This is a genomic window from Streptomyces ficellus, from assembly GCF_030406405.1.
Classification (GTDB): Bacteria; Actinomycetota; Actinomycetes; order Streptomycetales; family Streptomycetaceae; genus Streptomyces; species Streptomyces ficellus_B.
In genome coordinates, this window is sequence record NZ_JAUEPL010000015.1 from 16,566 (window position 1) to 31,119 (window position 14,554).

General features: G+C 68.0%; 11 protein-coding genes and 1 pseudogene. 1 reads left to right on the top strand and 11 read right to left on the bottom strand.

Annotated features, from left to right (window positions below; genetic code table 11):
• Positions 1 to 228 precede the first annotated feature (228 nt).
• Positions 229 to 728, top strand: a pseudogene (locus QWM81_RS12630) (NADP-dependent phosphogluconate dehydrogenase); the annotation flags it as partial.
• Positions 729 to 1,120: 392 nt separating this feature from the next.
• On the opposite strand, the gene panD reads toward QWM81_RS12630, so the two are convergent.
• From panD to mvk, 11 genes are all read right to left on the bottom strand, one after another.
• A complete protein-coding gene (gene panD, locus QWM81_RS12635) occupies positions 1,121 to 1,549 on the bottom strand; it encodes an aspartate 1-decarboxylase (protein ID WP_290112007.1) in 429 nt (142 codons plus the stop codon).
• Positions 1,550 to 2,527: 978 nt separating this feature from the next.
• Positions 2,528 to 3,637 (bottom strand): SPFH domain-containing protein, encoded by a 1,110-nt coding sequence (locus QWM81_RS12640; protein ID WP_290111925.1) that lies wholly within the window; start codon positions 3,635 to 3,637, stop codon positions 2,528 to 2,530.
• A gap of 29 nt (positions 3,638 to 3,666) precedes the next feature.
• Complete coding sequence (locus QWM81_RS12645; RefSeq protein ID WP_290111926.1) at positions 3,667 to 4,104, bottom strand: NfeD family protein; 438 nt, start codon at positions 4,102 to 4,104, stop codon at positions 3,667 to 3,669.
• Between the two features lie 565 nt (positions 4,105 to 4,669).
• On the bottom strand, positions 4,670 to 4,897 hold the full coding sequence (locus QWM81_RS12650) for a hypothetical protein (RefSeq protein WP_290111927.1): 228 nt from the start codon (positions 4,895 to 4,897) through the stop codon (positions 4,670 to 4,672).
• 1,910 nt (positions 4,898 to 6,807) lie between these two features.
• A complete protein-coding gene (locus tag QWM81_RS12655; protein ID WP_290111928.1) occupies positions 6,808 to 7,362 on the bottom strand; it encodes a hypothetical protein in 555 nt (184 codons plus the stop codon).
• 396 nt (positions 7,363 to 7,758) lie between these two features.
• On the bottom strand, positions 7,759 to 8,949 hold the full coding sequence (locus tag QWM81_RS12660; RefSeq protein WP_290111929.1) for a hydroxymethylglutaryl-CoA synthase: 1,191 nt from the start codon (positions 8,947 to 8,949) through the stop codon (positions 7,759 to 7,761).
• Entirely contained in the window at positions 8,939 to 10,030 is a 1,092-nt protein-coding gene (locus tag QWM81_RS12665) for a hydroxymethylglutaryl-coenzyme A reductase family protein (protein WP_290111930.1), read from the bottom strand. The genes QWM81_RS12660 and QWM81_RS12665 overlap by 11 nt, the downstream gene beginning before the upstream one ends.
• Positions 10,027 to 11,103 (bottom strand): type 2 isopentenyl-diphosphate Delta-isomerase, encoded by a 1,077-nt coding sequence (gene fni, locus QWM81_RS12670; protein WP_290111931.1) that lies wholly within the window; start codon positions 11,101 to 11,103, stop codon positions 10,027 to 10,029. The genes QWM81_RS12665 and fni overlap by 4 nt, the downstream gene beginning before the upstream one ends.
• Positions 11,087 to 12,292 carry a phosphomevalonate kinase gene (locus QWM81_RS12675; protein WP_290111932.1) on the bottom strand — a complete coding sequence of 402 codons (1,206 nt, stop codon included), beginning with the start codon at positions 12,290 to 12,292 and terminating at the stop codon, positions 11,087 to 11,089. Before QWM81_RS12675 ends, fni begins: the two co-directional genes overlap by 17 nt.
• On the bottom strand, positions 12,289 to 13,287 hold the full coding sequence (mvaD, locus tag QWM81_RS12680; RefSeq protein ID WP_290111933.1) for a diphosphomevalonate decarboxylase: 999 nt from the start codon (positions 13,285 to 13,287) through the stop codon (positions 12,289 to 12,291). The genes QWM81_RS12675 and mvaD overlap by 4 nt, the downstream gene beginning before the upstream one ends.
• The gene (gene mvk / locus QWM81_RS12685) at positions 13,274 to 14,344 is read right to left on the bottom strand and encodes a mevalonate kinase (protein WP_290111934.1); all 1,071 of its coding nucleotides are present in this window, start codon (positions 14,342 to 14,344) and stop codon (positions 13,274 to 13,276) included. Before mvk ends, mvaD begins: the two co-directional genes overlap by 14 nt.
• Between the last annotated feature and the right edge of the window lie 210 nt (positions 14,345 to 14,554).

Genomic DNA, 14,554 nt, shown 5'->3' on the forward strand with positions numbered 1-14,554 from the left:
GAACAGCCCGCTCCCACGGCGCGTATCCCTACGGGTCACGGGAAGGCACCCCGCTGCCGGCTACGAATGCACGGGGCTCACGTCCGTGGCCGCCAGGACCGCCGAGGAGTTCGTCGCGGCGCTGGAGCGCCCGCGCCGGCCGGCCGTCATGGTGAAGGCGGGCGGAGCCGACGGACGCGGTGATCCAGGAGTTCGGGCCGCTGCTGGAGCCGGGCGACGTCAGGCGTCGCGCGGACGCTGCCGGGGCCGGTGGCGGAGCCGCTGGGCGAGAAGGAGGCGGCCCGGTTCGCGGAGCGCGTGGAGCAGACGCTGTACGCGTCGAAGAGGGCGGGCGGCGAGGCGTACGGGTGGGATGTGGACCTGGGCGCGGTGACGGCGCTGCGGCGGGCCGGCCGCATCGTCCGGGCGGCGTTCCTGGACCGGTCCGGGGCGCGTACGAGGCGCGGCCCGGGCTGGTGAGCCTGCCGGCCGACGAGCGGTTCGCGGAGGAGGCCGGTGCGGCCCAGGACGGCTGGCGCGAGGTGGCGGCGGCCGCGGCGCGGCGGGGCGTGCCGACGCCGGGGTTCTCGGCGGCGCTCGCCCACGACGACGCGCTGCGCACACCCCGGCTGCCCGCTGCCCTGACGCAAGGGCAGCGGGACTTCTTCGGGGCGCACACCTACCGGCGGACCGACCGGGAGGGGGCCTTCCACACCCTCTGGGGCGGGGACCGCTCGGAGGTGGAGGCGGACAGAGCCCCTGGTCCCCTGGCGCCGGGCTTCAGCTGGCGGGGCCGGGCTCCGGTTCCGGTCCGGGTACCGGGTCGGGGCCGGGCGGCTTGGGAACCGGGTCCGGAGCCGGGCCGGGAGGCGGCGGCCCGGGGTGCGGTGGCGGCGTCGGTACGGGACCGGGCGCGGGGCCCGGCTCGGGGCCCGGCGGGCCCGGCTGCGGTACGGGCGTCGGCGGCACCGGGTCCGGCGGTCCGGGCGGCGGTGTCGGCGCGGGCGGCACGGGGTCGGGGTACGGGTTCGGGCTGGTCATGGCGCGCTCCCCTGGGTGGTCGGGCGTTGCGTGTTCCACGTTCTCCCGCTCCGCCTTCCCGTGCACGGCGGGCTCACTCATCGGGGGTACGCCGGGGAGGTCAGCCGCGCGGCGCCGGAACGGCGTGCGGGCTGCGCGCGGTGTCGCTGCCCGGCACCGGCGCGGACGCGTCGGAGCCGAGCTCCACGATCCGGTTGGCCGCGTCGACATGGACGACACGCGGCACCAGCGAGCGGGCCTCGGCGTCGTCGACCTGCGCGTAGCTGATCAGAATCACCAGATCCCCGGGGTGTACGAGGTGGGCGGCCGCGCCATTGATCCCGATGACACCCGAGCCGCGCTCGCCCTCGATGACGTACGTCTCCAGCCGGGCACCGTTGTCGATGTCAACGATGTGCACCAGCTCACCGGGCAGCAGATCGGCGGCCTCCATGAGGTCGGCGTCAACCGTGACCGAGCCGACGTAATGGAGATCCGCCTGCGTGACGGTGGCCCTATGGATCTTGGACTTGAACATGGTGCGCATCATCGAGGTACTCCTGGACATGGGCTCCCTGCCTGCGTTTTTGCAGGTCAAGTGCGGTTTTCCTACCCTACAACGAGTCGCATGTGCGGGCAGCATTCTCCAGGTTTTTCAGGACTCATGCTGACCACTTGCCAACTTTTCTGACGCATCATCAGGCGACTGGAGGAGGGCTTCGCCCGCTCTCCCGGACCCCACCGCGACGACGGCACAAGCCTACGCAGCACCCCTCCAAGGGCGTCAGTGACCACCGTCACTCTGGCGGTCTGGGCGGCAGTCAGGAGCGATGGCCGTAACGGGGCCGGCCGCCGTGGAGAGGCGCGTAACTCAGTCAGCGGTGGGCCTGGATCGCTCACGGGTGAGCAGGAGGACGGCTACGGCCGGGACGGCTCCGACCACGGCCTGGGCGACGAAACCATCGGCGAAGGCCATCTCCAAGCGCACGGCGTCTCCCGAATAGACGCTTACGGCCGGCAGGAGTACCACGGGCACCAGGGCCACGGAGAAAGCCACTGACGAGGCCCACCGTGCGGCGCTCACCGTCCACGGTCGGCCTGTCGACATGCGCATCCCCGCGATCACCAGAACTACTCCCGTGAGAGCGAACACCGGTACGCCGAGGGGAACCGTGTCGCTACGTGTGACAAGGAAGGAAGACAGCCCGAGGTACCAGACACCGGCAATGAGAGGCGGGAGCGCCACGCGTGTCCTTCCGGGTGGCCGGGAGCCGACAACGTGTGTGCCGGCCCCGGCGGTGGTCAGTCGGATGCCGGGATGCCCGGTTTGATCCGCACGTGCTCAGTGATCCCAGGAGGGGAGCTCTATCCCAGCACCCTGCAGCTCAGACGCGCGGTCACCCTTACGCGGCCGGAGCGTAGGCACCCTGGCTTGCCCCCACGGCCGCCGCAACCCGCGATCAGAAACCTTGCTGCGGCCCGACATGTGCTCGACGACACTGACGATCCCGGCCCTCGCTGTCGTCGCTCAATTGCCGGACCTCTGCCCCCGGCCCGGCACCTGGGGTGTCCTCGCGGCCTCGGCCTCGGCCTTCGCGTCGCTCACTACGGCAGCGGCCTGCTTCGCAACCTCATCGGCAGCTGCGGCAGCGTCGAGCGAAAGCGGCGATCCTGGCTCAAGCTCCGGAGCCCCGCCTTCGTCCGACGCGTCGTCGACATCGGTCGTGGTTGCTTTCTCCGGTTGCGCGGATGCGGGAAGCCCCATCGTCGACTGATCGCCGAATGCGTGGGTGACGGCGCGAACTGCCTCGGTCAGCTCGCCCGGGATCACCCAGAACGTGTTGTTGTCGCTCTTCGCCAGATGAGGGAGCGTCTCGAGGTATTTGTAGGCCAGGATCTTCGGGTCGGCATTGTTGCGATGGACGGCCTGGAAGACGCGCTCCACCGCCTTCGCCTCGCCGTCCGCCCGCAAGATCATGGCTTGTTGCGCGCCCTGTGCTTCCAGGATGTCCTTCTGCTTCGTGCCTTCCGCGGTGAGGATCTTGGCCTGCCGCTCCCCTTCGGCGTGCAGGATGGCCGCCCGCTTGTCACGCTCGGCCCGCATCTGCTTCTCCATCGCCTCTTTGATGGTGTGCGGTGGATCGATGGCCTTGATCTCGACGCGGTTGACCCGGATACCCCACTTGCCGGTGGCGTCGTCGAGGACGGTGCGGAGCCGGGCGTTGATCTCCTCACGTGAGGTGAGCGTCTCTTCCAGGTCCATGGAGCCGATGACGTTCCGCAGCGTGGTCACGGTGAGCTGATCGATCGCCTGCAGGTAGTCAGCGACCTCGTAGGCCGCCGCCCGCGGATCGGTGATCTGGTAGTAGAGCACCGTGTCGATGTTCACCACGAGGTTGTCCTCGGTGATCACCGGCTTGGGCTGGGACGAATACACCTGCTCGCGCACGTCGAGTTTGGTGTTGACACGGTCCGCCACCGGCACGACGAAGTTCAGGCCGGGTTGCAACGTCCGGCGATACCGGCCGAACCGCTCGATGTTGTAGCGCCGCGCCTGCGGAACGATCCGCACCGTGGAGGCCACGAGGAAGACGACAACAATCGCCGCCACAAGAATCGGGATGACAACCGGATCCACAATTCCTCCGCTGGGATGTGTTCAGCCGTTCACGGAAGGAGTTCACGGGGGTAGACGACAGCCGTCACGCCTTCGATCTCCATGACATCCACCAGCGCTCCTACCGGGATCACATGGCTCTCGTCGAGGGCACGGGCGGACCATTCTTCGCCGGATACCTTGATCAGGCCGCGGGTCGCGGTGACCTCTTGCATGACCTCGGCCCGCTTGCCGATCAGCGCATCGCTGCCCTCACGGATGAGGGGTGCCTGTGCCATATGCCGCTGCGCGACAGGACGGACGAGGACGAGGCCCGCTGCCGCAGTCACCCCGAAGGCCACGAGCTGGCCAAAAAGGCCGATGCCCACGCCGGCGACCACAGCGGCAACTAGCGCAGCGCCCGCCAGCAACCCGAAAACCAGCGTCAGGGTGAAGAACTCCGCGACACCGAGCGCCGCGGCGGCGAGCAGCCATACGAACCACGGCATCGAATCAGCCTCCCCAAGGGGACCTATCCACCAACCTACCCGCCGGAACGCTGGACGGAACAGCTTGCTCCGCCCCATCTGCGATCTGGACGCCAGGCGGAGGGGGCAGGAGGCCCCGCCTGTGGTCCCGGTGCCGGTCCGGCAGCCCGGCGAACAGCGACGCCGGAAGCAGGCCGACGAGGGCCACACCGCGACGTATCCGGCGTCGCCTGTAGCCGCACCTGGAGCGCCGGCACGAGGTAGGGGTGCACATGTTGCACTGCGCTCCTCCGCTGAGGGTCGGCCACCGCGACGCCTCGCATTACCGGCGAGTACAAGCACGGGCCTCACGGACTCGCAGGCAGTTCCAACCCGGAGCAGTGCCCACGCCGGACCTGGTCCTTTGCGAACGCGGCTACGTACTCGCGTAGCCGCACACGCCGCTCATGTCGCATCGCCTCGGTCGGAGGCTCGTATACCTGGTCCTTCTCGCGCTCCTCGCGGGAGCGGTTGCCGTAGCCCCAGTGCGCGGCGAAGCCGATGCTCTCGCCGTCACACTGGGCGACGGCCCAGGCTCTGTGCTCGGTCAGTGCGGGCTTCCAGGTGCGTCGCCCATCGGCAGCGGGTCGGGGCCGGAGCCCATCTCGCGTATGTTCGTGCCCCAGTCACCGCGCCACATGGTGAGTTCGACGAGCGGTCGGCCCCGCCGGTCACCGCGGTACGAGTCCTCTTCCTTCGGCGCGTGCAGGGTGCACCGTCCGACGATCCCGCCCTCCGCGATGGCGATGCGCACCTCCCCGTCGCGTCCTTCCACCGGGACGCGCGTGGTGGCAAAAGCGCATGGCAGGCTGTGCCCGTCGCCTCCGCGCGGGGCACGAACCTGCCGGTGTCCGGGACTGCACCATCCTTCGGTTCGGGCAGCGGCTCGCCACCACAACCGAGCTTCGCGGTCACTTCGTTCGTCATCCGCACCGCGAGCCGCAGCATGACGGCCTCCTCCTCGCGGCTCTCCGCGAAGTAGGTCCATGTCGTCACGAGCAGCCGATGGTCTTCCCCGCGCGGGTCCTTGACGCCGTCCGGGCACTCGGGCATGAGGAAGACCCGACTGTGCTGGTCTTCGAATCCGGGCAGACCGCCCGGCAACACAGCGTGCGGCGGATAGTAGTCCCCGACGAACCGCAACTCCTCGTCGCGGGCCGCTCCGGGCGGATAGGCGTCCACCGCGATCACGACCTTGTCCGCGTCGTCCGTCAGCACGCAGTGGTACTCGCCGAGGTCCTCGTCGAAGGACTCCCGTTGTAAACCGAGCCGCCCGTCCGCCCGTAGCCTCTTCAGGTCACCACTGGGCAGCGCGCCCCCGCACGCCTCACGTGCCAGCCACCAGTCCTTCACCGGCGCCCGAACCGAGAACCCGACGGCGACCAGTACGAGCCCCGCACAGGCCAAGCTCCACACAACTTACGGTGCCGCGATGCCCAATCCCGCATACGCTCCCCCGCTCTCTCGAACACCACTTCCGCAACAGAGCGAACAGCCTCGCATGTGCCTTGCACCCCAAACCGATGGGGTCAGCCGTCGGTCAGGCGCGGGAAGGGGCCACTGCCACTGCCTGCCGCCGCAAGTAGAGGGCAGCACCCGTCACGGGGGCCTTTGATAGGGTCCTCGGCCGGATCGGTGGGAGGAGGTCTGGGTAACCCCACTACCGCGGAAATGCCGGCACCTTGCCTTCCAGACCCCATGGCCGCCCGCGACCCGGCATTCTGGTTCCACCGGCGAAGGGGTGGTGCAGCCACGAATGGCCCTTGATTATGACCAGACCACGGCAGCCGTGCGTCTCGACCAAAAGCAGCCCTCACCACCGCCGCGTACAGGGCCGGCGCCGCTGACGAGGTCGGATGGCTGGAATGGAAGTCGCACCTCGATCTGACCGACCACCGGTCCTTCTTCACCATCGCCAAAGCGGTGCTGGGCTTCGCGAACCGCATGCCCGACCGCGCCCTTCGCAACGCCGAGGGACATGGATATTAGAAGTCTCCTTGGCTCTCGACGCCGAAGACAAGCATCTCCCCCAGATGGCCGGTGTGCAGGTCTGACTCGGGCAGGATGCTGTTTTGGGTTCCGAGGGTACCCGGCCGCTGCTTCCCGAACCGGCACAACTGCCTCAGTCCACCGCAGATACGACGGAGAGCAGGTGGCAGATGGTTCGGTGGCGTCTGCGTCTGGATACCAGCCGGTGATGAACTGTTCCAGCGCTATCGAACGGTCACCGTTCACGTTCCCGAGCCACCCCAGGCCCGGCAAGTCCACGGCGGGAAGCGGTGGGCGTACGCGGTTGAGGAGTTGTCGACTCAAGGGTGCTTCGAAGCGCAGTTCGCAGTCTGTGAGAACGCCGTCGGATGTGCCAGTCTGGCTCACCTTGGCAGTGCCAAGGTACAGGGCCTCTCCTCCAAGGCGGACTGCAATATGGATCGGCAACGGCCTTTCGTCCGTGCCCCGGGGTGATCCCACCAGCCGCTCTGTGACCGGAGCCGGTGCGGGCCCGATCAAACGGACCTCACTCCGCGCTGCACAATAGCAGCGCCGGAATTGCGGCGGAGCCTTGATCAGTCATCCCCGCATCATCCTCGACCATGACTGGGCATCGCTAATGTCTGCCAGCTGTGGCCGTCACAAGATCAGCATCAGAGCCGACTCACACCTCGAAGGGGCAGGCAATCTGGTCGATCAGTCGCATGCGGGCCGTGTCGACGAGCCAGTGCCGACCCGTGCCGAATTCCTCGTCGCTGTCGACGGCCCGACGACAAGGGTGTTCTCGTCGAGGAAGCCTCGGCTACTGCCGAGCCGAGTGACCTCATGAGCGGCGAGAACGTCCTGGTCATGGGTGACGGTGAGCAGGCGGTCTCCGGTAGGGCTCACCGCCGGCAGGACACAATCCTCGTCGCCGAAGCTGCCCACCACGAGGGCGTAACCGTCCCAACGCCCCCATCTCAAGGGGGAGCCATTCTGACCTTCGCCGATGGTCAGACCCATCTGGCCGGTCGGATGCGGAACGTGGACGGAACCCGCCGCCGTCCCCGTCACGGCACGTGCCAGCAGCGTGCTGTCCACGGCGTTGATCACCAGCCATTCCTCCCCGCGGCCACCGTCCGGGGCCTCGTGCGCCAGAGGGCCGTGGACGTGGGCCCACACGACCTTGCCGTCTGCGGAGAAGCCGACCGAGCCGCTGCGGGCGATCATCTTGGTGACACGAGCCTCCAGCGCTGATACTCCCAGCCGCATGCGCGGCCGGCCCCTTGGCCAGCTCCACCTACAGATGTCGCGAACTACTTCTGGCTCGGCCTCCGCAGCGACACCGGTCCTTGTGACCGCAGAGCACGCCGCTCTCTTGCACGTCCGCCGTCACCAGTGCGCACCGAATGGCGGCCCACAGGTTCTTGGCGGCCGCCACGCTCGCCTGCCAGGAAGAATCGTTGGGCCGCGCCTGGAGCCGTAGCCCCTAGCGGAACTGCTGCCGCTCGGCGGTCAGCCCGCTCCCTTGTGAATACCGCATGCCACGGTGATACCGCAGCGGACGATCAACCGTCATCCCCTACGGCAACGCGAGTGCAACGTCAGTAGGTGGCTTAGTTTTTGACCGTGTTATCCGGGGTTCCGGAACATTACTTGTTCCCCGTTTCACGCCGAGAGAGGTCCGACTACCTCATAGAGTCGCTGGTGGTTGCTGATTCCGCAAAGGCGGAAATTGCCCTGGGTCTGCCGAGGAATCAGGTGCATGCCCCCGTCGTGGGGGAGCGGATGTTCGCGGAGCTTGAGGTAGGCGGCGTAGTCGATGGGGCGGCGCCGGGCTATCGTCTCGCGGTGGGCGCGCGTGCGGAGCCGGTCGCCGTAGCCGGGGACGACGCGGCCGGCGAAGAATTCAGCGACACTTCCCGAGCCGTAGCTGAAGAAGCCGATCGTTTCTTCGCCGAGTGTGTCGTTTCCGTCCAGCACGGCGGCCAGGGCGAGGTATAGGGAGGCGGTGTAGCTGTTGCCGATGGTTTCGTTGTAGCGAGTGGTGGGTGCGATTGTGCTTTCGATGGCTTTGTTGCTGCTTTTGATGCCGGCTGCGTTGGTGAGTTGCTGGTGGGCTTTGAATGCCATGCGGGTGAAGGGCTGGTGGTAGCAGACGGTGCGCAGCTGCTCCAGCGGGAGTCCGCCCCGGGCCTGGTAGTCGCGCCAGGCGCCGTCAACGGCTGCCAGGTACGCGGCTGCGGACTTCTTGCCGTCGACGACCGCGGTGGAACGGTAGTTGGGGCGCCAGAAGTCCGCGATGTCGTCGGTGTGTAGCCCGGTGGCAGGGCACAGCTCGACGAGGGCCGGTTTGGCTGACACGAGCATGGCTACGGCGGCGGCACCCTGGGTTGCTTCTCCTGGGCTGTCGAGGTCGTAGGAGGCGATGTCACTGGCGAGAACCAGCACCTGTTCCTCGGGGTTGCGTGCCACGAGTGCGGCCGCGAACTGGAGGGCCGCGGTGCCCGAATAGCAGGCCTGTTTGAGCTCGACGACGCGGATGGCTGAGGGAAGGCGCAGGAGGGAGTGGAGGTAGACGCCTGCCGCTTTGGACTGGTCGATGGAGGTCTCGGTGGCGAACAGGAGTGTGCGGATGCGGCCGGTGCCGTGTCGTGTGATGACCGGTGCGGCTGCGTCGGCGGCCATGGTGACGATGTCTTCGTCGGCGGCGGGCACGCTCATGGCCTTCTGGCCGATGCCGGTGTGGTACTTGGCCACGTTGGCGCCGGTGTGCTTGCTGAGTTCAGTGTGGGTGAGGACGAGGCTGCTGGTTGCGAAGGACAGGTCGTGGATGCCTACGGGGAGGTCAGGAGGCATGACGGTCTCCGTTGCCGCGTTCGAAGCGGGTATGGGCCCTCATGAGTTCGCCCGGGTTGGTCTGGGCGGCGAGCAGGGACAGTTCGCCGCAGAGAACAGTGGCTGCGGCCAAGGCGGCGAGGCGGCGTGCGTTGTGGCCCACGGGGCGGTCCTTGCGGCAGCCGAGTGCCCTGAGCGTCTCTTCGACGAAGTCGAGGGCTTTGCCGTTGCCGATGGTGCCGACGATGAGATTGGGCAGGGTGCAGGAGAAGTAGAGGTCGCCGTCGCGGTCTTCGGCGAAGGTGACGCCCTGGGAGCCTTCCACGATGTTGGCGGCGTCCTGGCCGGTGGCAAGGTAGAAGGCGAGCAGCATGTTCGCGTAGTGGGCGTTGGCGGAGCGGATGCCTCCGGCGAGGAGTGTGCCGACCAGGTTCTTGTGTGTGTTGAGGCGAGCGATTTTCGCGGCCGTGGTGTGCAGGCTCTGCGCGACGGTGTGCTGGGGGATGAGGATTTCCGCGGTCACGTTCCTTCCGCGGCCCAGAATGCCGTTGATGGCGGTGGCCTTCTTGTCGGTGCAGTAGTTGGCGGAGATGGACCCGTAGCGGATGCCGGGCACGTGAGCGAGGAGGTGACCGAGGAGGGCGTCGGCAGCGAGGGTGGCCATGTTGTGTCCGGCGGCGTCTCCTGTGCTGAACTCGAAGCGCAGAAAGAGCAGGGGACCGGCGATTTCGTCACGCACGCCGAGGAGTTCGGCGTACCGGCTGGTGCTACGGGTGACCACACGCAGTTCTTCGAGGCGGCTGTGGACGGCGTGGGCCGCGGCGAAGGCAGTTTCGGCACTGTCGGCTTCGACGAGGACGGAGCGGGTCATTCGCTCGTCGACGAGTGTGGCCTTGATGCCTTCCTCGACAGTCATGGAGATGCGTGCACCACGGGCCACCGACGGCCACAGGGGACTCTCGTAGGTGGCCAGGGGCACCTCCGTCTCGGTGGTGGCCGCGTTGCCGGAGACGCGCAGCGGGCCCACCCAGCGCAGGGGGACGCGTGCTGCGGATACCGCGCTAGGAGCGGGTGGCTTGGTCGGTGGAGGCTGGAGGGTCACGGTTGCTCTCCTTGGGACTTGGTGAGACCGATGTGGTGGGTGTGACAGAACTGGTGCAGTGAGCCGGTGATCACCACATCGCAGCCGGTCAGTGCGGCCGGGGTGCGGGCTCCCAGAAGAGTCATGAGGGAGGTGAGGTGCTCCAGCCATGTGGTGATCTGCTGGATGAGGGCGTCGATTCCGCCGGTGATCAGGGTGGTGAGGAAGATTCCGGAAACACCGGCGGCGTGGGCTCCCAGGGCGAGAGCCCGGGCGACGTCGAGCGGGTGGCGGACGCCACCGGAGGCCAGTAAGGGCAATCCGTGGCCGCGTGCGTCAAGGAGCGCTGCGGGGGTGCTCAGGCCCCAGTCCTCCAGGTAAAAGTAGTCGCTGTGGGGGCGGCGTCCGTTTTCGATTCGGGCGAAGTTGGTTCCTCCCCGTCCGGCCACGTCCGCGACATCGACGCCCAGGGACGCCAGTTGGGTGACGGTTTGGCCGCTGAGGCCGAAGCCGACCTCTTTGACGATCACCGGAACATCGACGGCCGCGGTGATGCTCTCGATTGCGGCAGGCCAGTGACCGAAGGAGCGGTCTCCCTCAGGCATGACGGTTTCTTGCACCGAGTTGAGGTGGATCTGCAGTGCGTCGGCCTTCAAGAGGGTGACGGCCCGACGGGCCTGTTCCACGGTGGCGTTGGTGTTGACGTTCGCCATCACAAAGCCGTGGGGGTTGAGTTCGCGCAGCGGCGTGAAGGTCGCAGCGGTTGAGGCATCCTTGAGGTAGGGGCTCATCGACCCGGACGCGATGGGGATGCCGGTCTCGCGGGCCGCGATCGCCAGGCCCTGGTTGATCTCACCAGTCTTGGGCGTGCCACCGGTCATCGCGTTGATGTAGAGGGGGAGAGGCCAGTCCAGCCCACCGAACCGGGTACGCAGCGAGACGCGCTCGCGGTCGGTGCCGGCCAGAGCGTGGTGGACAAAGTGCACCTCGTCGAACTGGCTGGCCATCAAGGACGTTCTGCCAAGGGCCGTCCCGGAGGTCTCGTGCTGGGCGACGGCGAGCCGCACGTGGTCATCCTTACGCGATCCGGTCATCAGAGCTCTCCTTGGTCTGCGACGAGGGTGCGGGCAACGACCCCCTCTGTGCGATATCCGGTCCGGCCCGCAAAAGGCGGTGCTCGGTGTGGACAGGATCGGTGACGCGCAGCGGCAGGGCGGTGACACCGGCTGCTGCCCACTGCGTGTGCAGAGCGCGGATGTCGGCGGTCTTGGGGAGCAAGGCGATACCGCAGTCCCCGCCACCCGCTCCTGAGGGTTTGCCTGCGCCTCCGCACGCCTCCGCGGCGCTGTACAGCGCCGTCAGCTGGGGCGTGAAGACGCCAAGTCCTGTGTCCTGGTCGAGGGCGGCGAGGAGACGGCGTGTGCTGCGGATGGCAGCGAGTACCTTGCTCGGGGTGTCCTTTTCGAGAGCCTCGGCCATAGCTGTCACACACCGCGCGCTGCCTTTCAAGAACCGGTTATGGGCTGCGCTGTGCCACCACGCGGTGCTCGACAGCCTGCCGATACGTGCGGAGGTGGAGGATGGTATGCCGCTCCATCCTGCGTACAGCAGTAGCGTGGACGGCGGCGGCAACGGGCGTATCGACAGCCGAGGCCACGGGGCCTGCAGCGTGCGTGCCACGCCCTCCTTGCTTAGCCGGCACAGCAGCCGGTCGCGGTCCGGGGCGCGGTAAAGGACCCAGCCGCCCCAGGTACTGGCCGCGAGGTCAGCGCCGGAGGGCTTGGGATCCACGCGGATGCTCGCCAGCAAGGCGAGCCGGAACCGCAGCTCGGGCGACATCGGAATCGAGTGGTAGTCGGCCAGGGCGGCGATAGCTGCGACCGTTACCGCTCCGCTCGACCCCAGACCGATCTTCGTGCCCCGTTCGTGCAGTGTGCTGCGGACGGTCAGGCGCAAGGGAAGGGACGCTTGTCCCAGATGGAGGCGCAACTGATCGACGACTTCGACGGCAGAGATTAGATACGCCAGAGCCCCGCTGTGGTGACGGGTGTCCTCTGCACGGTTGGCCTGCAGACCGGTGGCGGTACGCAGCATCGGCACCTCGTGCGGCAGCAGGTCGGTGTCGAATACCACCTGCCCACCGGGAGACGGCGCGACCTCGACCGTGACGAACCGGTCCACGGACACCGCGATCGAGGGCTGTCCCGGCTCGAGAACGGCGTACTCACCGGCGACCAGAAGCTTGCCCGGCGCGCTGCACGCAACCGGCGGCCGCGTCGTCACCGTTGCGTCCCATACAGGGCCGCGCCGGGCCCACTGCGCGCCACCACCGCCGGGCGGCGGGACAGTTCGCGCAGTCGCACCGCGACCTGTTCGGCATCGCCACCGCTGCACAGCACCTTGATGTTGGGCCCGGCATCCACCGTCGCCCAGGCCCCCACCCCCTGATCGCGCAGTCGGCAGACCTCCTCAAGCACCCGGTGAGAGGCAGGGGTCAGGTAACGCACGGGCGGGACGGCGCCCGCCATGGTCTCGTGCATGCCGAGGGCGTTACGTTCTGCGATCTCCCCCACAGTGGTGATATCGCCCTGTGCCAGTGCCCGGCGCATCACCGTCATGTCGTGACGGGTCTGCATGAGCCAGTCAGGGAAGAGGGGAGAGGTGGCCACGGTGCGTCGCATGGCCTCGCGGCTGGGGATCGGCTTGGGCCCGGTGTCGACCAGGACGGCCACCAGCGCAAGGTCCGTGCACGCGCTGGTGAGGGGCTCGGCGTAGGAGGAGCGGTCAGGATCTGGGGCATCGGGTGAGCCGGCGTGCCAGATGACGAAACCCCCGAACACCGAGCGGGCGGCAGACCCGGATCCTCGGCGCGCCAGGCGGGAAAGCTCTTTTGGCTCGGTCGGCAGCCCGTAGGCGGTGGCAGCGGCCAGGGCGAGGGCCGCAAACCCGCTGGCGGAGGAAGCCAGACCCGCCCCGACGGGAACGGTGTTCCGCGTCTCCACCCTGGCGCACCGCTTGCTGCGCGCACGCTTCCGTACAAGATCGAGAAAGCTGGTGATGCGCCGCGCCATCTCCCCTTGTGCCGTGACGCCGTCAACGATCACGATGTCCTGCGCGTGCGGGGTGAGTTGGACATGGGTGGTGGTCGGGAAGACATCGAGCGTCATCGACAGGCTGTCCGCGCACGGCAGGACGAGGCGCTCATCCCGCTTGCCCCAGTACTTGACCAGCGCGATGTTGGGGTAGGCCACCGCGGTGACTACGTCAGGTCCCGGCATGCTCCGCCTCCCTCACCAGCCGCGTGGTCCAGCAGCGCACACCGTGCTCTCGCAGAAGCAGGGCTGCCAGGGCGTCCGCTTCCGGTTCGGTGGCTGCCAGGGCGATGACGCACCCGCCGAGTCCTCCACCACTCATCTTCGCGCCCAGCGCGCCCCCGGTAAGGGCGGCGTCCACGAGGCTGTCGGTCCGCTCCGTGGTGAGGCCGAGACCGGCGAGGAGCTGGTGACAGTCCGTGAGCCGGCGCCCCAGCTCTGCAAGGCGACCCCCTGCCATAGACCGCAGGCCGGCGAGGGTCAGCGCTGTCGAGTGGTCGAGGAATCTCTCGCGGCTGCCGGGGTGGGCCGCGAAGGAATCGCGCAGCATTGCGACGGCCTCCTTCGTGGAGGCTCCACTGCCGCTGTCCACTACGACGATCCAACCGTCAGCACCCACCGCGGGGGTACTGACGTGCCCACCGGCGAGCAGTACCGGCCGGCGACTTCCGGTGGCCAGAGCATCAATGCCGCTTGCCTGGCCGTGCACTGCCGTCTCGGACGACTGCACACATTCGAAGACCGCCTCGGAGCTCAACTGCAACCCCAGCAGATCATCGAGAGCGTGGGTCACCGCGCGAGCGCAGGCGGCACTGGAGCCGAGTCCACGAGCGGGCGGGACCCCGCTTTCCAACAGGATGTCCACGCCCGGCAGCACCTGCAGCTCGGCCCGGCGCAGCAGCGCCGACACCACCATGTGCAGGCCCTCCGGAATGGGGCCCTCCGTGATGTGTGGTGGTGGCAGGAAGGGGCCGGACGGCACACCGGGAGGGAGCTGAACCATGCGGAAACCCACCACCCTGCCCTCGCCCGGAAAACGACAGGCGACCCGGGCCCGGCAGCCCAAACTTGGCACTGGGAGAGCCAGGGCCGGCGCGCCGTAGACCACGGCATGTTCCCCGAGCAGAATGACCTTCCCGTGGGCCGTCCCCGTGCCGGATCCGGGCAGGGCAGCCCGCTGCCAGGATCGGATCCTTTTCCGTAAGTGGGCGCTCTGTTCGGCGTCAGCCGCGTTCTGTCCCATGGGCGTTCCCACCCCCGTCCATGAGCGTGGTCACGTGCGGTCGGTGAGCTGGGTGCGGTGCCGGGCAATGGACCCGCTCGGGCCTGGTGGCCAAGAAAATCTTCAGGGTGATCTCAGAGCAGGTAAGAATCGCGCCGAGTCCGCGGGGCTGCGGCCCGGTGGTGGGTACGGCGGACATAGTCGACCTTTCGTTGGAGCTCAGGCGGCGAA